Here is a 23896-nt window from a genome sequence, read left to right as displayed (position 1 = left end):
CGTGAACGCACCTCCGCAGGGCCGCACCACGGTGCTGCACCTCGTCGGCTCCGCCGTGGACACCTTCCACGCCGATCTCTCCCGCGTCTACGCTGCCGACGCGCTCGACACTCTCGACGATCCCGCGCGGTTCCGGATGATCGTCGCGTCCGTCGATCCGGACCGCACGTGGCGTGTCGCCGAGACCATGGCGGGACTCGACGCCGCCGCGCCGCTCGCGTTGTCCGACGCCGTCGCGCACATCGACACCCTGGGCGTCGACGTGATCCTCCCGCAGATGTTCTGCCTGCCGGGCATGACCACGTACCGGGCGTTGGCCGACCTCCTCGGCATTCCGTTGTTGGGCAACGGATCCGACCTGATGGCGCTGACCGCGGACAAGGCGAGGACACGCGCCGTCGTCGCCGACGCGGGCGTCCCCGTGCCCACGGGCCGCGTTCTGACCGGCACCGGTCCGACCCGGTCGGCGCCGCCACTGCCCGCCGTGGTCAAGCCGGCCGATTCCGACAACTCCGTCGGGGTGACTCTCGTGCGCACGCCGGAGGAGTTCGACGCCGCGGTGACGGAGGCGTCGCGTTTCTCGTCGCGCGTGCTGGTCGAGGACTACGTCGAGCTGGGCCGCGAAGTGCGTTCTGGCGTCGTGGTGGTGGACGGCGAGCCGGTGTGCCTGCCGCTCGAGGAGTACGCGGTCGACGCGGCCACGGCGCCCATCCGGACCCGCGAGGACAAGCTCCGACGATCCGACGACGGGGAGCTCTACCTCGCGGCGAAGACCGTCGACCGCGCGTGGATCGTGCCCACCGACGATCCGGTGACGGCCCGCGTCCACGACCTCGCCCTTCGGGCCCACGCCGCCCTCGGCTGTCGGTACTACAGCCTGTTCGACTTTCGCATCGACCCCGAGGGCACCCCGTGGTTCCTCGAGGCGGGGCTCTACTGCTCCTACGCCCGCGGCAGCGTGGTGACCACCATGGCCGCCGCCGCCGGCATCGACGCTCGCACCCTGTTCGACCACGGCTTGCGGGAACTGGAGCGGCTCACCGGAACTCGACTGCCCCGCCCCGACGGCCACACCGATCGATCCGAGGAAGGAACCCCGTCATGAAGGCTCACGCTCTGGACCCGGTGGGGGTCGACGTCACCGACGCCCGCATCCAGGACCTCACCGACGACCGCATCGACGAGGTCCGTCACCTCGCCGCCGAATACGGCGTGGTGGTGTTCCGCGACCAGGAGATCGACGACACCGAGTTCGAGCAGTTCCTTCGACGCCTCGGCGCGCCGGTGTTCACGCAGGGCGAGACCCCGGTGGACGGTCACCCGGATCTCAACGTCATCACCAACGCCGGGCGCACGACCGCCCCGACGTCGACGTTCCACGTCGACACCAGCTACGTCGCCGACCCGCCGGCCTACACCGCGCTCCGGGCGGTCACGGTGCCCGAGTCCGGCGGGCAGACGCTGTTCAGCAACCAGTACCGAGCCTGGGACACCCTGCCGGAGGACCTGCGTGCGGATCTCTCGACGCGGACCATCACCCACGTCGTCACCGGTCTCGACCTCCCCGAGGACGCGGAGACGTCCGCCGACCATCCCGTGGTGACGGTGCACCCGATCACGGGCCGGTCGTCGCTGTACCTGTCCACGCCGAAGCGCTGCGCTGCGATCAGCGGACTGTCCGCGGACGAGACCGCGGAGACGGTGGCGCGGCTCTACGAGCACTCCACGGCCGACGAGAACGTACACCGGCACTCGTGGCGACCCGGCGACGTCGTGCTGTGGGACAACCGGTGCGTCATGCACCGCGCGGACCACTCCGGCGTGGTCGGCGAACGCACGATGCATCGGGGCATGGCCACCGACGGCCGGCTCACCGCAGCAGCGCGCGCCCCTCGCTGATCACCAGGTCGCGGAACGCCGAGGCCTGCGGTGGGAGGACGCGGTCGGACCAGACCATCCCGATCCGACGTTCGGCGTGTTGGTCCGACAGCGGCAGATCGACGGTGTGCGCGTGCGTCGGTTCCGGCGTTCGGGCCTCGGGCGGGAGCACACTGACGCCCAGACCGGCGCCGACCAGCCCCCGAACGGTGTGGATGTCCTGCCCTTGGAACGCGATCGACGGGGTCCGTCCCGCGGCGCGCCACAGGACTTCGTGCACGGATCGGATTCCGAACCCGTACGCCATGGTGACCCAGGGTTCGTCGGCGACGTCGGCCACCGCACGCGCGACATCGGGGCGATCCGCCAGACGGTGGCCGAGGGGAACCACCAGGACCAGCCGTTCGGAGAAGAGTTCGACCGACCGGTCGCGGTGCTCGGCCCCGAGCGCGACGAAGGCCAGGTCGCTCTCTCCGCGATCCAGCCGGGCGAGGCAGTGATCGCGAGCGCCCTGGTCGAGTTCGACCGTGACGCCCGGGCGGCCGCGGCGGAACCTGTCGATCAGGCGCGGGACCACCCGCTCGCCGAGGGTGTTCTGGAAGGCGATGGCCACCCGTCCTCGCACGCGCGCGTCCTCGTCGACCATCGCCTCGAGCCCGGACTCGATCTCACGGACGGCGCGGGCGAGATACGGCACGAGCGCCCGGCCGGCCGGCGTCAGCGCGATGCCGCGGCCCCGCCGTTCCACCAGGTCGACCCCCAGCGCGGCGGACGCACGCGCGAGGTGGCGGCTCACCGTCGGCTGCGGAACGCCGAGGAGGTGGGCGGCGTCGGTGACGTGTTCGGTCTCGGCGACGGCGAGCACCGTGCGCACGAGCGGGAGCACCGCGTCGATCTCGATTCGCATGCGCTCACGATACCGAGATGAATGAATGACCGAGCACTCATGCATTGGACGTATGCGACGGCGGTGCCTACCGTGGGACGACGTGACGGAACGGACGACGCTCTCCCCGACCGAGGTGAATCCCGACCACGCCGGTGATCAGGACGGGGACCAGGACTGGGACGGACATCCGCGAGGATCGCGCGCCTACCGGCGCCTCGTGATCGCGCTGCTCGCGGCCGGAATCGCCACGTTCGCGCAGCTCTACTCGGTCCAGGGCATCCTCCCGCTGATCGCATCCGATCTCGGCATCACCCCGTCGCAGTCCTCCCTGGCGGTCGGCTTCGCGACGGTCGGCGTCGCGGTCTCCGTACTGCCGTGGTCGGTGGTCGCCGATCGCCTCGGTCGGGTCCGCGCGATGAGCCTGTCCGTCGTCGCCGCGACCGTGCTCGGCCTGATCGTCCCACTGTCCCCGTCGTTGCCGATGCTGCTCGGTGTTCGCTTCCTCGAGGGCATGGCCCTCGGCGGGCTGCCCGCCATTGCCATCGCCTACGTCTCGGAGGAGGTACATCGACGGCACACCGCGGTGGCCGCGGCCACCTACGTGTCCGGCACCACGATCGGAGGACTCCTCGGACGGGTGGTTGCCGCCCCCATCGCCGAGCACGTCGATTGGCGACTGGGCACGCTCACCGTCTCGATCATGGCGGCGGCCGCCGCGGCCGCGTTCCTCGCGCTCGCCCCGAAGCCCCGTCGGCCGCTTCCCGCGCGTGACGACGACACCGGGCTGTGGGACAAGATCCGCGCCAATCTGGCCGACCGCGGCATGCTCGCGCTCTACGGGCAGGCGTTCCTGCTCATGGGCGGATTCGTCACCGTCTACAACTACCTCGGATTCCGGCTCGAGGCACCGCCGTTCGGACTCCCCCAGTCGATCATCGGCCTGCTCTTCGTGGCCTACCTGTCCGGCACGGTGTCCTCTCGGGTCGCCGGACAACTCGCCGGCCGCCTCGGGCGGCGTGCGGTGCTCGCGGGATCCACGGCCGTCATGATCGCCGGTGTCGCCCTCACCGCGGCGTCCGCGCTCGCCGTGATCCTCACCGGGCTCGTCGTCTTCACCATGGGCTTCTTCGCCGCGCACGCCATCGCGTCGGGCTGGACGGGCCACCGCGCGACGGTGGGCCGCGCGCAGTCCGGGTCGCTCTACAACCTCTTCTACTACGCCGGATCGTCGGTGATCGGGTGGACCGGCGGTCTGGTCTTCCAGACCGCCGGCTGGACCCCGATGGCCCTGTACGTCGCCGGTCTCGCCGTGGTCGCGGCGGGATGGGCGGGTTTGGCCCTGCGCACCGGCACGTGACTCAGGACCGTCCGGGTTCGTCGCCCACCAGGTCGAGGGCGGCGCGCACCACGGAATCGGTGTCGATGCCGTGCCAGCGATACACCTCTTCCAGGGACCCGACCTGTCCGAACCGGCTGACGCCCAACGAGATCGACTCGACCCGATTGACGGTGGCGAGGAAGGCCAACGTGTGCGGGTGCCCGTCGAGCACGGTCACCATCGGCACGGCGCGGTCCGCCGGGAACACCCGATCGAGAATCCAGGACGATCCGTCCTGCACACCTCGGCGAGCCTGCACCGCCTCGAACAGCAGACCGGGGCTCGTGACACAGACGACGTCGGCGTCGATGCCGAGGTCGGCCAGACGATCCGCGGCGGCGAGCGTCTCGGTCACGAGGGCGCCCATACCCACCAGCGTGACCGCCGGGCGCTCGGCCCGGCGCAGCAGGTACGCACCCGCCACCACGTGCCGACGTCGACGCTCGCGCGCGGCCGGATCCGTCGGCACCGCGGCCAGGGACTGGTCGACCGGGCGGGTCGACAGCCGGAGGTACGACGAGGTCCCGTCGGGACGACCGAGTTGCGCCATCGAGGCGAGCAGCGTCCATTCCACGTCGACGGCGAAGGCCGGCTCCCAGGACACGCACCCGGGCTGTTCGAGGCCGACGGACGGCGTCGTGATCGACTGGTGCGCACCACCTTCGGCGGCGAGGGTGACGCCGGACGGCGTGCCCACCAGAATCGACTGCCCGCCGGCGTAGATGCCGTAGGACCAGGGTTCGAGGGCCCGCTCGACGAACGGGTCGTACAGCACGCCGATGGGGAACAGCGGCTGACCCCAGCGGCTCCACGTGGCGCCGAGCTCGCCGATGAGTCCCACCAGGTTGGTCTCGGCGATGCCGAGTTCCATGTGCTGGCCGGTGGGCTTCTCGCGCCAGTGCATGATCGTCTCGGGGTCGTCGGCGAACCAGTCCTGACGCTCCTGCGGCGACCACACCCCGACCTTGTTGAGCCACCCCGCGAGGTTGGTGGTGCTGCTGACGTCGGGACTCACGGTCACCACACGCGCCGCCGCATCCGGCGCGGAACGGGTCAGATCCAGCAACACACGACCCAGCGCCGCCTGCGTCGTCGACGTGCCCGCCGGGGTCCGGCCGAAGTCCGCGGGCACGGTCGGCGGGGTCGCGGCGGACACCGGCGTCCGTCGCAGTCGATCGGCGGTGAGAGCACACAGCCGCCCGGCGTCGGAATCGACGTGGGGCCGCGCCCAGGGGTTCTGCGGATCACGGCCCATGTCCGCCGCGAGGTCCTCGAACTGCTCGACCGTGAGCAGCGCCGAGTGGTTCTGGGGATGCCCCTCGGTCGGGAGGCGGTGGCCCTTGATCGTGTAGGCGATGATCACTGTCGGACGGGTGTCGTCGATCGCGTCGAAGGCGTTCCGCAACGCGTCGAGATCGTGACCACCCAGGTTGCGGAACGCCCGCACCAGCTCGGTGTCGTCCACGTCCGCGACCAGGGCCGAGATCGCCTCGCCGTCCGCACCCTCGCCGGGCAGTCGGGTACGCAGTTCGTCCGCGTCGCACCGCAGGAGGCGCTGATATTCGGGATTGGACATGCCGACGATGCGGCGGCGCAGGGCATCTCCGCCGGGCCGGGCGAACAACGCCTCCAGCAGCGCGCCGAACGCCACGGTCAGCACCTGCCATCCAGCGGCGGCGAACATCGCTTCCAGGCGCCCGGCGGCGATGTTCGGCACCACCCGATCCAGCGACTGACGGTTGAGGTCGACGATCCACACGATCTCGCCCAGCTCGGCCACGGCCGGGTCGAGGATGGCCTCCCAGACGGCGCCCTCGTCCAGTTCCGCGTCACCGACCAACGAGTACTGACGTCCGGTCGCAGGCACGTCGTGGCTCACGGTGTCCGGTCCGCCGAACGCGGTGTCGACGTAGCGTCGCGCCATGGCGCCCCAGATCGGGGCGGTGGCACCGATCCCGACGGACCCGGTCGAATAGTCCACCGGATCGGGATCCTTCGCGCGGCTCGGGTAGGACTGCAGTCCGCCGAATTCGCGCAGCGTGGTCAAGTAGCGCTGGTCGAGCTCACCGAGCAGGTAGTTGATCGCGTGCAGGACGGGCGAGGCGTGGGGCTTCACCGACACGCGGTCCTCGGGCCGCAGCCGCTCGAACCACAGCGCGGTCATGATCGTCACCAGCGAGGCACTGGACGCCTGGTGGCCACCGACCTTCATGCCGGAGGGATTCGGCCGAACCCGGTTGGCGTGGTGGATCATCGCGGTCGCGATCCACAGGACCGAGTCCTCGACGTCCCGCAATACGTCGCGCTCGGACGAGGTAGCCCCCGCCTGCGTCCGCACCTCGATCGCGTTGCCGGCGTCGGTCGTGTCCATCGTGTCCGTCATCCCATCCCCCTGATCGTGTACGGCCTGCGCAGAACGCAGTCCTCAGTCGATCATTACCCGCCAGTAGGAACAACAGTTCCCGCGTCGACTGCGCAGAATGACGCACACTGCCGTGACCCCCCGACGGGAACCACGGCAGTGTGCGCAATCGGACGGCGGTCAGTCGACCGACATCTCGCCCATCTCGTTCCACCCGGTGGCCTCGATGGACTCGCTGATGATCTTCGGCGTCGACGCCAAGCCCTTCGGCAGCTCCTCGATCGCCTTCCGGAAGTGGTCACTGTTCACGTGCGCACTGCCGGCATCACCGTCACGGAAGGCCTCCACGAGCACGAAGGTGTTCGGTTCCTCGAGGCTCTTGGACCACTCGAACCACAGGCAGCCCTCCTCGGCACGGGTGGCCGCGGTGAACTCGGCGACGTGGTCCGGCCAGCGGTCGGTCCAGTCGGGCTTGGTGGTGAACTTGACGACGATGAAGATCACGGAACGCTCCTGCGGGGTCGGTGTCCGAGTGGTTCTCGGCTGGAGGGGATTCGCGGCCGGCGCACTGCTCGGCCGATCCGGTCAGGGGGTCAGAATGGCCCGGCCGCGCACCCGGCCGGCGTCGAGATCGTCGATGGCGGACTGGAAGTCGTCGAGGGCGTACTTCGCCGTGTGCAGCACCACCGCGCCGCGCGCGGCGAGAGCCATGAGATCGCACAGGTCGTTGTAGGACCCCACCAGGTTACCGACGATGTTCAACTCGGCGGAGACGATGTCGATGGTGGGGACGTCGATGTTCTCGCCGTAGCCCACGACGTAGTAGTCACCGGCCTGCCGCAGCATCGCGACGCCCTCGGCGGTCGCACCGCCCTCGCCGACGAAGTCGATCACCACCTCGGCGCCGAGGCCACCGGTGAGGTCCTGCACGGCCTCCACCTGGCCGCCGTCGGCCACCACGCCGTGGTGCGCGCCGATGGTCTCCGCCAACGCCACTGCGTCGGGGTTCCGATCGACCACCACGATCTCGGCCGGAGTGAGCGCCGTGAGCACCTGAATCCCGATGTGCCCCAGTCCGCCGGCCCCGATCACGACCACACGATCACGCGGCGTCAGAGTGCGAGAGGCCTTGGCGACGGCGTGGTACGCCGTCAGTCCGGCGTCCGCGAGGGCGGCGACGTCGGCGGGTTCGAGCGAGTCGTCGATCTTCACGACGCTGCGCGCCGACGTTCTGAGGTACTCCGCGTACCCGCCGTGGGTGTCGATGCCCGGGAACTGGTTCTGCTCGCAGTGGACGTCGTCTCCGGATCGGCAGGCGCGACAGAAGCCGCAGGTGACGAGCGGGTGCACGATCACCTTGTCGCCCTCGGCCACGGTCGTGACCGCCGATCCCACCGCGTGTACCCACCCGGCGTTCTCGTGACCGATGGTGTACGGCAGCGTCACCTTCGACTTCTCGGCCCATTGGCCTTCGAGGATGTGCAGATCGGTCCGGCAGACGCCCGCCCCGCCGATCCGGACTATCACGTCGAACGGGCCCGTCGGCTCGGGTATCGGCAGTTCCGTCATCTGCAGTTTCTCGTGGTATCCCACGACCTGTACGGCACGCATCGAACTCATGGTGGGTGTGTGTCCTCTCGACAGTGCGGCCCGGGTCAGGCCGAGATGGTGGTGCGGTCGGGGTCGTCGTACCGCGTCCGCAGCAAGCCGCGGCAGAAATGCGCGTTCCCTTCGATCGAGATGCGGGTGGAACGCGCCCGGCGCAGAGCCAGTTGGACGTCGAGGCCGACGTACCCCGCGCCCAGGTGGTCGACCATGACCGGTGCGTCGGGGCGAGTCGACAGGCCGATCGCCGACCGTCGGTCGAGCAGGTCGTCCGTGGTGCGCCCCGGCGGCAGATCACCGAGGACGACGGTGGCCATGTCCTGCGGGCTGCGCCACGGGTGGGCCGCCATCAGGGCGGTGAGGCTGCGTTCCATCGCCGCCACGTGCGCCTTGCGTCGGAACGTCGTGCGCAGCTCCTCCAGGTCGTCGTCGGCCTCGTACCCGAACGTTCCGCGGTAGCCCGCGTCCGCCGCGAGGCCGGCGTTGATGATCGCCGAATCGTGGTGGTCGTCGAGCGCGACCGACACCGATCGTGCCCAGTCGAGTTCCGACAGCACCGCTTTCGCGTCCGATGCCATCAGGTAGGCGAAGTTCGGCGCACAGAAGGACGTGGGGAGGCGCAGGTGGACGGCGACGTCGCCGTCGTCGGACACCTCCAACGAGGCCACGAAGTCGAGATCGGTCACCGGCTCGTCGAGTTCGGGGTCGATCACCCTGTCCAGGGCCCGCCACGCCTCCGTTCGTCGGGCATCCGCGCGCCGGGAGTCCGCGGTCATGCGCCCACCAGGTCGTCGGCGACGCGATCCGCGCCGCGGGGGCCCGTCGCGGTCTCGTCCGCGTCGGCGACCCTCAGATGGGCCGGCACCTCGATGTCGTACATCGCAGCCGCGTTGAGCCCGAGGATCTTCCGCTTCTGGTTCTCGGTGAGCGCCGGGTACTCGGTGAGCTCCTCGGGGATCTCGAAATCGACGAAGGACTCGACCAGCCACCGAGGCGTCCACAGCGCGTAGTCGCTGGAGAACTGGATGCGATCCTCCCCCACCCAATACAGCAGCTCACCGAGAATCTGCCCGAAGTACTTCGGGCGAGTGAACATGAACGGCATCGCCACGGCGAGACCGGCGTGCACGTTCGGCTCCTGCGTGGCGATCCAGCAGAAGTCCTCCAGGCGGGGCAGGCCGCAGTGCTCGACGACGAAGTTCAGGTCGGTGAAGTCGGTAGCGACGTGGTCGACATCCGCGACGTCGAAGGCATCCCGATCGAGCGGCCGGATGGTCGGGCCCTTGTGCACGTGGATGTTGCGGATGCCGACCTCTCGACACACCTCGAGGTAGCGCCGCGTCCAGTCGTCGTCGAGCCGGTATCCACGGGAATCGCCGTGCCATTCGGCGGTGTAGAGCTTGACGCCCTTCAGCCCGAACCGTTCCGCGTCCGCGCGGAGTTGGTCCAATCCGGCCTCCCCGTTGCGAGGATCGAAATTGTGGTTGTAGGTCAGCTTGCCGGGGTTGGCCTGCGTAAGCGCCCACGCCTCCTCGGTCTGCCCGAAACCGTCGACGTAGAACTCCCCGAGCCGAGCCGGCTGGAAGATCGCATGGTCGACGTAACCGTCCTCGAACAGGTCCTTCATGAACCGCTCGCCGCCCTGGTAGAGGTACTCCTCGTACGTCCAGAGCTCGCTCTCCGGAGACAGGTTGCGGTGGTAGTCGTAGAAGCAGTCGATGAACTGCTTACCGTGGACGTTGCGCTGGTTCTCGGGTCGCGCGTCCCACAACGCCACGTGCGCGTCGACGATGAAGTAGCTGGTGCCGTCCTTGGTGTACATCCGGGCTCCCTTTCCCTGTGTGACTGTCGCCACACCTGATGGCATTCACGCTAGGAGGCGCGAGGGGGCGCGGACAGGCCGTCGGCGTCTCAGATTGAGACGGTGCGCGGCACCCGAAACTGTAATGTGGGTCACATGCAGGTGGAGGCACGAGACGGCGAGCGAGACGTTGTCGGCGCTCCCGTCCCGCCGCGTGTGCGTGCGTCCTGGGAACGGAGCCGGTCCTACGGCATTCCGCTGGACGCGGTCGAGCCGACGTTCGCGGGAACCGGGGCTCCGGGATCGCTGTTCCACGAGTGCGGCGACGCCGTTCTCGCCGATCTGCACCGGTCGATGACCAGCGAACCGGTAGGGATGATGCTCACCGACGCCCACGGCGTCGTCCTCACCCGTCTCAGCGGCGATCGGACCCTTCTCCGAGCGCTCGACGCAGTCCACCTCGCCCCCGGGTTCGGCTATTCCGAACGCGAGGTCGGCACCAACGGCCTCGGACTCGCGCTCGCCGACCACGCACCCACCCTGGTCCGTGCGGAGCAGCACTACTCCCGCAGTCTGTCCGGATTCACCTGCGCTGCAGCCCCGGTCATCGATCCGACGACGGGCCGACTCGACGGCGCCGTCAACGTGACCACCTGGTCCCGGTCCTCCAGCGAATTGCTGCTCACCCTGGCGCGCGCCACCGCCGGCACGATCGCAGCGACCATGCTCAGTCGCCACTCGACCACCGGACGGGCCCCCACCCGACCGCGTCGCTCGGTCTTCCGAGTCGACCACGGACTCGGCCGCGCCGTCGAGGACCTCGGCTCCGACTGGACGGCAGCCGTCACCTCCACCCGAGCAGCCCTGACCGCCGGTCGCGTGGTGGCCGTTCTGGGCGAGCCGGGATCCGGCCGCGCCACCGCCGCCGAGGTCGCCGCTCGGCGCGCCTGGCCCGATCGCCGTGTTCTCACCGCGGGTGCACCCGATCCGGACGACGCCGATTCCTGGTTGTCACTGTGGGATTTCGAGGCGGGACGGACCGACACCGTCGTCGTCGTCCGTGACGTCGACTCCTTGTCCACGTACGTCGCGGACCGCCTGGCGACCGTCCTGTTCGCCGGTCCCGGAGCAGCGATGCCCGTGGTCGTCACCGCGGAGAACTTCGCGGCGATTCCGGCCGCGTTCGCCTCGGCGATCGCGGACACCGTGCCCCTCGCCCCGCTCCGCGACCGTCCCGGTGACGTCGCGCCCCTGGCCCACCGGATCGCGCGCAACGTCCGCGGACGCGACGTTGCCTTCACGGCCGCGGCGGACCGGGTCCTGCAACAGTTCTCCTGGCCGCAGAACTGCATCCACCTCCGCCGCGTCGTCGAGGACGCGGTCCGCCGGGTGGACGTCGTCGACGTACCCGCCCTCCCGGCGGACCTTCTCTCCGACTCCGGCGGTCGACGACTGTCGACGATCGAGGCGTTCGAGCGCAGCGAGATAGTGCGAGTTCTGGCCGGCGGGACCACGATGGCCGACGCGGCCGAGCGCCTCGGGATGAGCCGCGCGACGCTCTACCGGAAGATCAAGTACTACCGGATCTCCGCCCGCTGACCCGACCGGGACGCACAGAACCCCGCGACCGTCGGGCCGCGGGGTTCGGCGACGAGCGACGAGATCAGGCCGTCGCGCGCCGTGGCAGCTTCCAGTCCGGGCGGACCCAGTGGCAGGTGTACCCGTTCGGAATGCGCTGCAGGTAGTCCTGGTGCTCGGGCTCGGCCTCCCAGAAGTCGCCCGCCGCCGTCACTTCCGTGACGACCTTGCCCGGCCAGATGCCGGAGGCGTCCACGTCGGCGATGGTGTCGAGCGCGACCTCCTTCTGCTCCTCGCTGGTGTAGAAGATGGCCGAGCGGTAGCTGAGGCCGACGTCGTTGCCCTGACGGTTCTTCGTCGACGGGTCGTGGATCTGGAAGAAGAACTCCAGCAGATTCCGGAACGACGTCCGGGTGGGGTCGAAGACGATCTCGACCGCCTCGGCGTGCGTGCCGTGGTTGCGGTAGGTCGCGTTCGGCACGTCGCCGCCGCTGTAGCCGACACGCGTCGACAGCACGCCGGGCTGCTTGCGGATGAGCTCCTCGACACCCCAGAAACATCCGCCCGCCAGGATGGCCGTTTCGGTCGTGCCCGTTGCGTCGGTCATGTGTGACTCCTCTTCTGCCGATGGCCCCTCGAAGGACTGCTCGGTGCGCATCACTTCTGCGCGGTACGCGGATCGCACCGTCCTCTCTACGAACGCACCACCCGGGCCCGGTTGTTCCGCATTCCGTCCGAGAGGCGTGATAGCTTGCTCCGCGTGCTCAACTTCCGTTGAGAACTAGTCGTGAAGGCCCCGGGGGGAGCTGTGAATCGGTCGACGGCGCACGACGGTCGTGCGCAGCGTGCCCAGCCGTTCCACCTCGACCTCCACCAGGTCGCCGTCCCCGAGCAACCACTGCGGATCGCGGGCGTATCCCACTCCGGACGGGGTCCCGGTCGCCACCAGATCGCCGGCGCGCACCGTCACGGTCCGCGAGACGTACGCGAGCGTCTCCCCCACCGTGAAGACCATCTCGTCCGTCGACGCGTCCTGCACGGTCGCCCCGTTGACTCGCGTCCGCACGCGCAGTCCGTCGCGCAGGTCGCCCACCTCGTCCGCCGGGACCATCGGGCCGAGTGGTCCGGACCCGTCCACGTTCTTGCCCAGCGTCCACTGCGAGGTGCGCTTCTGGGCACCGCGGGCCGTGAGGTCGTCGAACGTCGAATAGCCGACGACGGCGCCGAGCGCCTCGTCGGCCGACGCGACGGCGAGATCGGCGCCGACCCACGCCATCACCTCCCCCTCCCAGTCCAGACCTTCCTCGTCGTCGGGGATCTCCACGACACCGTCGCCGACGGCGAGCGACGACGTCCACCGCGCGAAGATCGTCGGGACCTCGGGAATCGGGTCGCCGGAATAGCTGCCCTCGGCGTGGTGCCGCCGGTAGTTCAGACCGACGCAGAACACCCGCGCTCCCGGCAGGACCGGGGGGACCAGCGTGACGTCCGCCCGGGGTATCCCCGCGACGTCGCCTCCGCCGCGTGCGAGGTGGCCACGCGCGTCGGACCAGAAGTCGTCGAGACCGGCGATCGGGACCACCACCTCCCCCCGACCGGTGCTCCGGAGGTCCGCGACCTCCACCGGACCGTTCCCCGCCCGCCTGATTCCCACGATGCGCATGCCGCCCCCTGCTTCGTCGTCCGTCGGGGACGGACCCTACGGCGGTGGGCCGAGCACCGCGTGTCGTCGGCCGCGTCCGGACGGGTGCGGTCGTCGTGACCGGGGACTTCCGTCGCTACCTCTATCCCCGCGACCATCCGCGCCTGGCCGATGTTCGGGGACTGACCGCCGCCGAGTACGCGCGGGTCGCGAGTCGGCCGGGAACCTTCACCGGGGGCCTGGTCGCCGGCTGGACACCGCTGTACCGCCGCCCGTTCCGCGGCGTCACCGAGAACGGGACGCTCCGGCGCGACGTCCACCCGCTGACCCCGGCCGCGCCGTCGGAGGCCGCCCCCGTCGCGGCGATGGTCGACGCCGCGGAGGCGCTGCTGACGATCCTCGACGCCGACGACCGGGAGCGACTGTGTCACGAGGTCGACGCCGTCGAGTGGCAGACCTGGGCCAACCCGGAGTTCCTGCAGTTCGACACCGGCATCCGCCTCGAACGGACCACCGATGCCGTGCGCGGCGCCGTACTCGAGCTGGTCCGGGCGTCGTTGTCGTCCGACGGGTACGACTCCGTGCGGAACACCATGCGCATCAACGGTTTCCTGGGCGAGACGGTCGACCTCCCGACGATCCTCGGCGAGTGGTCCTACAACGTGGCCCTGTACGGCCGACCGCACCTCACCGAGCCCTGGGGGTGGCAGCTGTTCGGTCACCACCTGGCGGTGAACTGCCTCGTCGTCGACGGACGCATGACCATCGGACCCGTGTTCCTCGGGGCCGAGCCCGACGAGATCGACGCCGGGCCGCACGCCGGGGTCCGCACCCTCGGACGGCACACGGCGGCGATGCGGACGGTCATGGCGGCGCTCGACCCCGCCCAGCGCGCCCGCGCCACCGTCTATCGGACCATGGTCGACCCCGCGATGCCGCCGGGCCGCGTGCATCCCGGCGACGAGAGGCATCTCGCCGGAGCGTTCCAGGACAATCGCGTGATCCCCTTCGAGGGCGTCCGCGTCGCGGACACGACGGAAGCCGCCGAGCACGCCGCCCTCGACGCCGTCGCGGCGTTCCTCCACCTGTTGCCCGACGGCCCTCGACGTGCCGCGTTGCGGGACATCGCCGCACACCTCGACGAGACCTGGTTCTGCTGGATCGGCGGCCACGGCGAGCAGGACGTCTTCTACGCCCGCATCCAGTCACCCGTGATCCTGGTCGAGGTCGACCATCATTGCGGCGTGTTCCTCGACTACGACGAACCGAAACCGTTCCACGTCCACACGGTTCTCCGTGTCCCCCATGGCAACGACTACGGCCGGGCGTGGGTCCGACACAGGCGACAGAGCCCGTCGCCACACTCGTGAGGAGAGTCCCCTGGCCGACATAGGACGCGCGTCCCTGATTCTGGACACACTCGCGGAGAGCCGAACGATGTTGTCGCTCACCGAACTCGCTCGTCGTACCGGGCTGCCCCGGTCCACCGTGCACCGGTTGATCCAGGCCCTCGAGGGCGAACTGTACGTCGTGCGCGATCTCGGCCGCCGCGGGTACTCGCTGGGACCGGGACTGCTGAAGTTCGGTGTGGCCGCGCACTCGCGTCTGGTCTCGAGCAATCGCCGCGCACTGGCGACGCTGGCGCGAACCACCGGGGAGAACGTCGATCTCGCGGTGTTCAGCGGACGGGAGGTCGTCGTCGTCGACCAGGTGGAGTCGCCGGACCGAGTCCGCTCGGCGACGGAGGTGGGTCGGGCGTTTTCCCTGCACGCCAGTTGCCTGGGCGTGGCGCTGATGGCCCTGCTCCCGGACGAGACGGTGCAGACGCTGCTGTCCGGCCCACTGACGCGCTTCACGGAGCACACGGTCACCGACCCCGATCTCCTGATCCGGCGCATCGAGGACGTGCGGAGCACGCGGATCGCGGTCGACCGGGAGGAACACGATCTCGGTATCTGCGCTGTCGCCACCGCGTTTCGCGGACAGACGGGTGCGTTGCAGGCCGTGTCCGTGGTGATGCCGTCGTCCCGCTTCCGCCTCAAGCAGTCGCGGGCCATCGAGGGTCTCGAGCGGCTCAACCCGGACCTCTCCTGAGTTCGTCCGATCGGACTTCGGCATTGCGGTCCCGCCGGCCGGGACGACTTCCGTGACCGATCGAGTTCGCTTCGCCATCCTCGGGATATGCCTCCCTCCACTCGCGATCTCGAACTCGACGCGGCCACCCGATCGTCCGACGATCCACTGCGTGCCGACTACGACGTGGTGGTGGTCGGCAACGGTCCGGTCGGCAAGGTGGTCGCCGCGCACCTCGGCGCGCGCGGTCACCGGGTGCTCGTGGTGGAACGGGCCGAGTCGCCGTACCCGCTCCCCCGCGCCGTCACCCACTGCTCCGACGTCGCCCGCATCCTCCAGTCGGTCGGCCTCGCGCCCGATACGATCCCGCACATCACCGAGCCGTACGACGCGATGTACGTGTGGACCAACGGCGTCGGCGAGACCCTGGTGGAAGTGGACTGGAGCGGTCTCGGCGAGTCCGGTTGGTACAACACGTATTTCTTCGATCAGCCCTCTCTCGAACAGGCCCTCGACGAGGTGATGGCGGCCGGGCCCCGCGTCGAGGTCGTGCGCGGGGCGGAGATGACGGCGCTGGACGACCGGCCCGACGCCGTGACGGTGACGATCCGCCGCGGCGGCGAGGACGTCGAGGTGCGGGCGGAGTTCGTGGTGGGCGCGGACGGCGCTCACAGCACGGTGCGCGACCTCATCGACGCCGGCTGGCACGACGACGGGTACGCGTACGACTGGTTGGTGGTCGACGTCGAACCCGGTGCAGGAGCGTCGTTCCCGTCGGGCGCGACGCAGCGATGCGACACCGATCGCCCGTCCACCATGGTTCCGGGCGGTCCCGGCCGCCGGCGGTGGGAGTTCATGCGACTACCGGGCGAGGACGCGGACACGCTGAACACCCCCGAGTCCGCATGGGAGCTCCTCGCTCCCTGGGGCCCGACCCCCGAGAACGCCTCTCTCGTCCGGCATTCCGTGTACACGTTCCAGGCGTGCTGGGCCGAGCGGTGGCGGCGCGGTCGCGCTGCCGTCGCGGGTGACGCCGCCCATCTCATGCCGCCGTTCGCGGGTCAGGGCCTCGGCGCCGGCCTTCGGGATGCACTGAATCTGACGTGGAAGCTCGATGCCGTTCTTCGCGGCGTCGCGTCGCCCGATCTCCTCGATTCCTACACCAGCGAACGACGTCATCACGCTCGGGCGTTCGTCGACTTCTCGGTCTCGCTGGGGAAGGTCATCTGCATCACCGACCCGGACGAGGCCGCCGAACGCGATCGGCGGCTGCAGGCCGAGCACCGCGCCGGGGACAGGCCGAGACCGCCGCGCCCGGGCCTCGGCCCCGGCCTGCACGACGGCGAGCACGGGGGCACGTTGTCTCGGCAGGGACGGGTGCGCATCGACGGCGAGACAGGGCGTTTCGACGATGTGCTCGACGGACCCGGCGCCCTGATTCTGCGCCGAGCCGAGGACGTACCGGAGCTGTCTACGCGCGACCTCGAGGACCTCGCCGCGCTGCGCGTGACGGTGGTGGCCCTGTCCGGAGACCGAACCGCCGCCGCCATCGACGAGGTCACGGTGATCGACGACGTCGACGGGACCTACACCGCGTGGCTGGACGGGTTGGCGGCCGACGTGGTGCTGGTTCGCCCGGACTTCCACCTCTACGGCACCGGAACCGGAGACGACGCCGGAGCGCTCGTTCGCGGATTCCTCACGGGGGTCCGGACCGGGCCTTGCGTGCGTGTCGGCAGTTCGAACGTATGATCGATTCCTGTCGGTGGGTCCGCCTATACTGGGGTCATGTCGTCGGGGGGCGGCGGGAACGGACCCGCACACACAGCACCAGCACCGGGGTCGGCCGAGGCCGACCCGTCGCCGGTGTCGGCGGCGCGGGCGGCGTTGAACGCGGCGATCGCCGATCTCGCCGCCCTCGACACCCGCACCACCGGAGTCGAGGACCTCCTCGCCCTGATCATCGACTCCGACCACGCCGCCCGCGCCCTCACCGGCTTCGGGCAGACCTGGCTGCACCGCTCCGTCCAGGCCGGGGCGTTCACCGACACCGGCCTCACCTGCGCCGACGCCCTCTCCGGCCTCCTGCACATCGACCTGCCCGAGGCCCGCACCCGCCTCCGCCGCTCCATGCTGCTCACCGAGCAGACCACCCTCACCGGCGACCCCCTCCCACCCCGCATGCCCGGCACCGCCGCCGCCCTGCGCGACGGGGCCATCTCCCTCGCCCACGTCACCGTCATCGACACCTTCCTGCGCGAGCTCTCCCCGGCCGTCGACGCGCAGACCCGCGAGCGCGCCGAAGAGCAGCTGGCCGACCTCGCCCGGCAGATCACCCCCGCCACCCTCCGCCGGGCCGCCACCCGCCTCGCCGGATGGATCGACGCCGACGGCGCCCTCACCGACCCCGCCGACCGCCGCCGACGCCGCTCCTTCCGCATCTCCGGCCCCGACCGTCACGGCATGTACACCGCCGTCATCGTCTGCGACGCCGAGGGCGCCGCCACCCTCGAACTCGTCCGCGACACCCTCGGCGCACCCGGCGTCACCCTCGACAGCAACGGCGACAGAGCCGGTGACAGCGAGAACGAGGTGGGTGACAGCGGCGACGGGAAGACCGGCAACAGGACGACCGGCGACGGGAAGACCGGCGACGGGAAGTCCGGCGACGGGAAGACCGGCGACGGGGAGATCGGCGCTGAGGCCGAGACTGTTGCGGCGGCGGCGGCGGCGGAGCGGGTGCGTGATCCCCGCACCGCCGCCCAACGCGACTACGACGCCGTCTTCACCGCCATCACCCGCACCCTCGCCCGCCGCGACCTCGGCACCACCCACCGCGGACTGCCCATCTCCCTCATCCTCACCACCACCGTCGCCGACCTCGCCGCCCGCGCCGGACTCGCCCTCACCGCCGGCGGCACCGCCCTCCCCATCGCGGACCTGCTCACCCTCGCCGGCAACCACCCCGACGACCTCGACACCTGGCTGTGCATCACCGACCTGCACGATCGGCCCCTGCACCTCGGACGCAGCCGCCGCACCGCCAGCACCGACCAACGCCTCGCGCTGTTCGCCACCGACCACGGCTGCACCTTCCCCGGCTGCACCGCCCCCGCCACCCGCACCCAGGTCCACCACGTCACCGACTGGGCCCACGGCGGCACCACCGACATCGAGTACCTCACCTACGCCTGCGACCGCCACCACCGCCAGATCCACACCGGACCCCTCGGCTGGGCCACCACCATCGCCCCACCCGGCCACCGCTGGGCCGGCCGCACCCTCTGGCACCCACCCGCCCTCGCCGACCCCACCAGAGAAGGCCGCGTCAACCACCACTTCCACCCCGGCGACCTCCTCCGCGACCCAGACCCCGACCCCGGGAGTACCTGACCGGCGGAACCCGCACCACCACAACCGAACACGACGAACCCCCGAACCGGAAACCCCGGTTCGGGGGCAGGAGTCGTGCATGGTGCGAGTCGTCGATCAGGCTCGCATGCTGACGTCCTTCGTCTCCGTGAGCTTCAGGGTGCACCCGATGCTGAGGACGGAGAGCACTGCCAACATGACGCCGACGGAGATGCTGCCGTAGGCGGCGGTCAGCGGGGCAGCCAGCAACGGCGGGATCGCGCCGCCGAGCACGCCGGCCAGGTTGTAGCCCAATCCCGCTCCGGTGTACCGGAATCGGGTCTGGAACAGCTCGGGCAACAGTGCGCCGGTAGGGCCGTAGGCGATGCCGAAGATCGTCAGGGTTATGCACATGGCCAGGACGTAGAGTCCGGCGGATCCGGTGTCGAGGATCGGGAACAGGGCCAGGGTCCATGGGACCGCGACGACGCAGGAGACGAGAATGACCCGTCGTCGTCCCACCCGGTCCGAGTACGCCGCCGACAGCGCGATGGCGATACCGAAGACCACGGCGCCGACGATGCCGGTGATCAGGACGAACGGACGATCGAAGCCCAGGGTCTTGGTTCCGTAGCTCGTGAGGTACGCGGTGCCCATGTAGAAGAGCGAGAACAGCGACGCCAGCGCACCGGCCGCCAGGAGAACCTCGCGCTTCTGCACGTGCCAGGCGTCCAGAACCGGAAGTCGCCGGGCCGCGGTGGCGGGCGCCTCGGCCGCGGCCTCACGGAACACGGGGGTCTCCTCGATCGCGAGGCGCATGTACAGACCGATCAGAACCAGAACGGCACTGAACAGGAACGGGATTCGCCAGCCGTAGTTCAGGAACGTCTCGTTGGTGTCACCGAACACGGCGCCGGTCACCAGGAACGTCGCGCTGGAGAGAATGAATGCTGCGGACGGGCCGAGCTGCGGGAACATGGCATAGAAGCCGCGACGCTTCGCCGGGGCGTACTCGGCGGTGAGCAGAGTGGCGCCGGCCCATTCCCCGCCGACGGCGAAGCCCTGCCCGAATCGCAGGAGCACCAGGATGATCGGGGCGGCGACACCGATGGTCTCCGCGCCGGGCAGCAGTCCGATGACGAACGTCGAGACACCCATCAGCAGCAACGTCGAGATGAGCGTGCGCTTGCGCCCGATCCGGTCGCCGAAGTGACCGAAGAGCACCGCACCCGCGGGACGGGCGATGAAGGCGACCGCGAAGGTGGCGAAGGACGCCACGGTACCGGCCGTGGCGCCGAGAGCCGGGAAGAAGACCGTCGGGAACACCAGGGCTGCCGCGGTGCCGTAGATGAAGAAGTCGTAGAACTCGATCGTGGTGCCGATGCCGCTGGCCACGGCCACCTTGCGGACGCTGGTCGTCGGCGGGGTGGTGGGCGGCGTGACCGAACGCGCGGTGGCGTCGTCGGGTGACACTGTGGTCATGGTGCTCCTGCTCGAGGGGACGGAACGGGCGAAGTGGTCAGGACGGTATGTGAGCCACGACATACTCCACTACCCCCGGAAGAGGGGGTCCGCTGCACCCCCGCCGGCACCGGCGACGGTTTTAATCGGATGCGCCGAGCAGGCTCGATCTGTCAGCATCGTTCTCGTCGGGCGATCACCGTTCGAACAACGTGATTGCAACACAACGACATTCGACGAACGGAGGTGCCGACATGACCTACCTGCCACCCGAGCTGTATCTCGCCGAGCAGCGCGCCGAACGTGAGCGTCACCTCCTGGCTCGGCGCCGCCGTGGTCAGGCCGGCTCGTCGCCCACCACCAGGCGGAAGAGCGCCTGGATCTCGGCCCTGGTCGGCGTCGGCAGGTTGTTGCCCGCGTGGACGAACCCGATGCCGGCGTACACCAGCAAGCCGGCCCGCAGACGCGCGTCGTCCTGACCGAATCCCCAGTCGAGCAACGCACTTCGGACCAGATCGAAGATTCGCTGATCGAGTTCCCGCACGGCGTCCGCCACCCGGGCGTTCGTCCGTGCCCATTCCCGTATGGCGGCTTCGACGGTCCGGGTGCGGTGCTCGACGAGCAGTTCGGAGATGGTCTGCAATCGTTCCGCCACGGGCATCGACTCGACCTGCATGAGACCGCGCAGAACCTCGTTCTGGGTCTCGACCCATCGGTCGGCGATGGCTGTCATCAACTCGTCGATGTCGGCGAAATGCCAGTAGAAGCTGCCCTTGGTGACGCCGAGTTGCTCGCACAGGCGGGTGATCTTCACTTCGGCGACACCGTCGGACACCAGAAGCGCGAAGGCGGCGTCGAGCCAATCGTCGACACCGAGGCGAGGAGCTCGAGGGGACGCCGCCCCTCCGCGCGAGCGGGGCGATCGAGAACGGCTCCGCGCGGAGGTGTCGCGCGCGCGTTCGGCCACGTTCTCGCTCCCGTCGTGCCGCACGGTCGGCGGACCAGGTGCCGATCCTACGTCCACGGTCACCGCCCGCCGCTCCGGGTCTCGTCGAGCGCGAGTCGTCGGACGCCCGCGTCTCCGGTGAGGCCACCGTGGTCGACGGTCGAGGTCGGGTCCACGTCCTGGAGGACCACGACCCGTCGACCGTGCGGCGCAGCGTCCGTCGCGGGCGCCGCGGGCGCCGCGGGCGCCGCGATTCCGTCCGTCGTACTCACGATGTCGACGTACCGCACCCCCGGCGCCGGGTTCGGGGACACGGCGCGGAGGAACGACGACCGAGCGACCACCTGACCACAGGACACACAGAACGGCGCCACGAGCGGACGTTCCACCGCAGCGAGGGCGTCGTAGATCCCGATCCGACGATTGACGTCGGCCACCGCCGCGAGACCGAGCAGTTCCGTTCCCGCCCAGAGGGGGCCGAGGGAGACAAGAGTGCGCACGGGCTGCGCCGCGCCGCGCACCGGATGCGTGAGGGCGTGATGAACCACGAGCGCGCCCACTCCCCGAGCCACCACGTCCACCGCGTCGGCCCCGGTGCGGTCGAGTATCGCCGCGATCTTCGCCTCGATCTCGGCCGCCGACTCCTCGATGGAGGCCACCCCTCCCACCCTCACCGCAGGGTCGAGGACGCGGGTCACCGGACCGGCCCCGTACTCCAACGCGATCACACAGGGACCGGTCCAGCCGACCCATTCCGCGGCCGACGATCCGAGGTCGTGCACTGCCACCACGGGCCTCGCGCAGTGCGGCCCAGCACCGTTCGGCCCACCGTCGTCGGGACCGGTGCGCGCCGAGGCGGGCGCCGCGGACACGGCGACCACCGCCGTGAGGATCGCTCCGAGAGCGGTGTACCACCCGCTCGCCGTCGACCGGTGACCACGTTCGCGGCCTGCTCGCATCGTCGCCGTCCGTCCTTCGCCGTTTTGCCGTGGCGCCACCATACAGTGCGGTACGGTCCGGAAAGAGGGTGCGACTGCAAGGGGGGACGAACAGTGGCCGAACGGTTCTCGCGCCGACAGGTGCTTCGCGGGCTCGGCGTCGGCGCGGCCGCGTGGGCCGCCGGCTCCGTGGTCGGAGCCCGGTCGGCCGGCGCACCGGGTGGACCACCGGGCAGTCCCCTGCTCTTCCACTCGCCCGACGTGGTCCCGTTCCGCGGCACCGTGTCGCCCCCACCGGTGGTGACCGGACCGTCGCTGTCGATCTCCGCGGTCAACTCGCGGCACCGCTTCCATCCCGACCTGCCCGAGGTCGACGCCCTCGCGTACCGCGCGGGCGACGTCGGACCGGGGTACCTCGGGCCGACCATCGAGGCGCAGGCCGACGAGCTCCTCACCCTCCGCTACACCAACGACCTCGCCTTCCACCCGCTCGGCGTCGACATGGACACCTCGGTACACGGCGTGACCGAATCCTTCCGAACCGCACCCCCTACCTCGCTGCACCTGCACGGCGGGGTGACCCCACCGGCGAGCGACGGCCACCCCGAACAGGTCTCTCGTCCGGGTCGCTCACTCGTGCACGGGTTTCCGAACGGTCAGGAGGCATCACACCTCTGGTACCACGACCACGCGATGGGCATCACGCGCGTCAACGTCTACAGCGGCCTGGCCGGTATGTACCTCCTGCGCGACCGATGGGACACGGGCCGGCCGGACAATCCGCTCGGGCTCCCCGCCGGCGAATTCGAGATGCCGCTCGTCTTGCAGGAAAAGATCTTTCGTCAGGACGGCACGCTCAGCATCCGGTCCACCCCTATCGTTCCCGAGGGCTCGTGGGAGGGCGGTGCCGTCGGCGACGTCGGGTTGGTCAACGGCGCCGTGTGGCCCGAGATCCCCGTCGCGAAAGGGTTGTATCGGTTCCGGGTGGTCAACGCCGCCTCGTACAGCGTGTGGAACCTGCACTTCTCGAATCGCATGCGCTTCTGGGTCATCGGGAACGACTGCGGCCTGCTCGACGCGCCCGTTCCGGTCACGCAGTTCCGCGTCGCCCCCGGCGAGCGGTACGACCTGCTCGTCGATTTCTCCCTGCTGGACACCGGGGGGAGCGTCGAACTCCGGAACGACGAACACCCGCCGTTCCAGGCCGCCGTCATCGGCGCCGTCCTGATGCCGGTGTTCTGCCGGTTCGCCGTCGGCTCCGCTCGCGGCTTCACCGGGCAGGTCCCCTCCGCGCTGCGAGGCGGTCGGCTACGCAGCCCGCTCCCGGCGCTCCCGGTCCCCGACGTCGTGCGCACCGTGACCGTCAGCCAGCCCTACGCGCTGCGCAATCCGCCGGCGATCATGACGCTCAACAATCTTCGCTTCGCCGACACCGACATCGAGAAGCCCCGTGCCGGTACGACCGAGCGCTGGGACATCGTCAACGTCACCCCCGATCCCCACCCGATCCACATCCACCTCGTGCACTTCCGCACACTGGGTCGAACCCCCTTGCGCACGGTCGACTACCAAGCGGCCCACCTGCAGCCGCCGGTCGGCATCCGGTGGGCGCCGGACCCGACCCCGTTCCTCGCCGGTCCGTCGGTCCCGCCCGAACCGTGGGAGGCCGGATGGAAGGACACCGTGCGTTCCGACGGCGGCACCGTGACCTCGGTTCTCGTCCGCTTTCCGACGGCCGACGAGCTCGGTTTCGACCCGGACGCCCTGTTCGACCGCCCCGACTCCCCCGAGTCCGATCACGCCGGACCCACCGGAGCCGACTCGGAGCCGTCCGCCCCTACACATCACGGCGTCGAACATCCCGCGCACAACGGTGTCGATCACGGGTCCGGGCACGGCGCAGCCGGCCCCCTGCAGGGGTACGTCTGGCACTGCCACATCCTCGACCACGAGGACCACGACATGATGCTGAAGTATCGAGTCGTGCCGTGACC

Annotated in this window: 20 protein-coding genes; 9 read left to right on the top strand and 11 right to left on the bottom strand. The window is 70.1% G+C overall.

The genetic code is table 11. The features are described from left to right. Position 1 precedes the first annotated feature (1 nt). Both RC2_RS04045 and RC2_RS04040 read left to right on the top strand, forming a co-directional pair. Positions 2-1105 carry a D-alanine--D-alanine ligase family protein gene (locus RC2_RS04045; RefSeq protein WP_072681083.1) on the top strand — a complete coding sequence of 368 codons (1104 nt, stop codon included), beginning with the start codon at positions 2-4 and terminating at the stop codon, positions 1103-1105. Further along, positions 1102-1899, top strand: coding sequence for a TauD/TfdA dioxygenase family protein (locus RC2_RS04040; protein ID WP_068149565.1), 798 nt, complete (start codon positions 1102-1104; stop codon positions 1897-1899). Before RC2_RS04045 ends, RC2_RS04040 begins: the two co-directional genes overlap by 4 nt. On the opposite strand, the gene RC2_RS04035 is transcribed toward RC2_RS04040, so the two are convergent. Then, positions 1871-2785, bottom strand: coding sequence for a LysR family transcriptional regulator (locus tag RC2_RS04035; RefSeq protein ID WP_139277260.1), 915 nt, complete (start codon positions 2783-2785; stop codon positions 1871-1873). The two genes, RC2_RS04040 and RC2_RS04035, sit on opposite strands and share 29 nt — an antisense overlap. 199 nt (positions 2786-2984) lie before the next feature. Here RC2_RS04035 and RC2_RS04030 point away from each other — a divergent pair, with 199 nt between their 5' ends. Continuing rightward, positions 2985-4124, top strand: a complete 1140-nt coding sequence (locus RC2_RS04030; protein WP_442981461.1) for an MFS transporter — start codon at positions 2985-2987, stop codon at positions 4122-4124. A gap of 1 nt (position 4125) precedes the next feature. On the opposite strand, the gene RC2_RS04025 is transcribed toward RC2_RS04030, so the two are convergent. The 5 genes from RC2_RS04025 to RC2_RS04005 form a co-directional block, all read right to left on the bottom strand. After that, complete coding sequence (locus RC2_RS04025; RefSeq protein ID WP_082895567.1) at positions 4126-6528, bottom strand: thiamine pyrophosphate-binding protein; 2403 nt, start codon at positions 6526-6528, stop codon at positions 4126-4128. Between the two features lie 159 nt (positions 6529-6687). Continuing rightward, entirely contained in the window at positions 6688-7011 is a 324-nt protein-coding gene (locus RC2_RS04020) for a putative quinol monooxygenase (protein ID WP_068149561.1), read from the bottom strand. 81 nt (positions 7012-7092) lie between these two features. Continuing rightward, positions 7093-8118, bottom strand: a complete 1026-nt coding sequence (locus RC2_RS04015; protein ID WP_068149558.1) for an NAD(P)-dependent alcohol dehydrogenase — start codon at positions 8116-8118, stop codon at positions 7093-7095. Between the two features lie 44 nt (positions 8119-8162). Continuing rightward, positions 8163-8888 carry an iron-sulfur cluster assembly protein gene (locus RC2_RS04010; protein ID WP_068149555.1) on the bottom strand — a complete coding sequence of 242 codons (726 nt, stop codon included), beginning with the start codon at positions 8886-8888 and terminating at the stop codon, positions 8163-8165. Then, positions 8885-9934 (bottom strand): amidohydrolase family protein, encoded by a 1050-nt coding sequence (locus RC2_RS04005; protein ID WP_068149553.1) that lies wholly within the window; start codon positions 9932-9934, stop codon positions 8885-8887. The genes RC2_RS04010 and RC2_RS04005 overlap by 4 nt, the downstream gene beginning before the upstream one ends. A 135-nt stretch (positions 9935-10069) precedes the next feature. Between RC2_RS04005 and RC2_RS04000 the strand changes: the two genes are divergently transcribed. Beyond that, positions 10070-11512, top strand: a complete 1443-nt coding sequence (locus RC2_RS04000) for a helix-turn-helix domain-containing protein (protein WP_068149551.1) — start codon at positions 10070-10072, stop codon at positions 11510-11512. A gap of 64 nt (positions 11513-11576) precedes the next feature. On the opposite strand, the gene msrA is transcribed toward RC2_RS04000, so the two are convergent. Then, positions 11577-12098, bottom strand: coding sequence for a peptide-methionine (S)-S-oxide reductase MsrA (gene msrA / locus RC2_RS03995; RefSeq protein ID WP_068149549.1), 522 nt, complete (start codon positions 12096-12098; stop codon positions 11577-11579). 174 nt (positions 12099-12272) lie between these two features. Then, positions 12273-13154: a fumarylacetoacetate hydrolase family protein gene (locus RC2_RS03990; protein WP_068149546.1), complete on the bottom strand. Its 882-nt coding sequence runs from the start codon at positions 13152-13154 to the stop codon at positions 12273-12275. 44 nt (positions 13155-13198) lie between these two features. Here RC2_RS03990 and RC2_RS03985 point away from each other — a divergent pair, with 44 nt between their 5' ends. The 4 genes from RC2_RS03985 (at position 13199) to RC2_RS03970 (ending at position 18599) form a co-directional block, all read left to right on the top strand. Further along, a complete protein-coding gene (locus RC2_RS03985) occupies positions 13199-14503 on the top strand; it encodes a DUF3500 domain-containing protein (RefSeq protein WP_245810945.1) in 1305 nt (434 codons plus the stop codon). Between the two features lie 10 nt (positions 14504-14513). After that, positions 14514-15227, top strand: a complete 714-nt coding sequence (locus tag RC2_RS03980) for an IclR family transcriptional regulator (RefSeq protein WP_068149649.1) — start codon at positions 14514-14516, stop codon at positions 15225-15227. A gap of 87 nt (positions 15228-15314) precedes the next feature. After that, positions 15315-16958 (top strand): bifunctional 3-(3-hydroxy-phenyl)propionate/3-hydroxycinnamic acid hydroxylase MhpA, encoded by a 1644-nt coding sequence (gene mhpA / locus RC2_RS03975; protein WP_082895566.1) that lies wholly within the window; start codon positions 15315-15317, stop codon positions 16956-16958. A 36-nt stretch (positions 16959-16994) separates the two neighbouring features. Continuing rightward, positions 16995-18599, top strand: a complete 1605-nt coding sequence (locus RC2_RS03970) for an HNH endonuclease signature motif containing protein (protein WP_072681081.1) — start codon at positions 16995-16997, stop codon at positions 18597-18599. 96 nt (positions 18600-18695) lie between these two features. Here RC2_RS03970 and RC2_RS03965 read toward each other — a convergent pair whose 3' ends face one another. The 3 genes from RC2_RS03965 to RC2_RS19170 form a co-directional block, all read right to left on the bottom strand. After that, the gene (locus RC2_RS03965; protein WP_068146219.1) at positions 18696-20039 is read right to left on the bottom strand and encodes an MFS transporter; all 1344 of its coding nucleotides are present in this window, start codon (positions 20037-20039) and stop codon (positions 18696-18698) included. A 316-nt stretch (positions 20040-20355) separates the two neighbouring features. Next, the gene (locus tag RC2_RS19015; protein ID WP_072681151.1) at positions 20356-20985 is read right to left on the bottom strand and encodes a TetR/AcrR family transcriptional regulator; all 630 of its coding nucleotides are present in this window, start codon (positions 20983-20985) and stop codon (positions 20356-20358) included. Between the two features lie 59 nt (positions 20986-21044). Beyond that, the gene (locus RC2_RS19170; RefSeq protein WP_068146216.1) at positions 21045-21923 is read right to left on the bottom strand and encodes a lipase family protein; all 879 of its coding nucleotides are present in this window, start codon (positions 21921-21923) and stop codon (positions 21045-21047) included. Positions 21924-22016: 93 nt separating this feature from the next. Here RC2_RS19170 and RC2_RS03950 point away from each other — a divergent pair, with 93 nt between their 5' ends. Beyond that, a complete protein-coding gene (locus RC2_RS03950) occupies positions 22017-23894 on the top strand; it encodes a multicopper oxidase family protein (RefSeq protein ID WP_068146213.1) in 1878 nt (625 codons plus the stop codon). Positions 23895-23896 lie beyond the last annotated feature (2 nt).

Source organism: Rhodococcoides corynebacterioides NBRC 14404 (assembly GCF_001894765.1).
GTDB lineage: Bacteria > Actinomycetota > Actinomycetes > Mycobacteriales > Mycobacteriaceae > Rhodococcoides > Rhodococcoides corynebacterioides.
The sequence above is the reverse complement of the archived record's forward strand: the minus strand, read 5'-3'. Positions and strand labels throughout refer to the sequence as shown.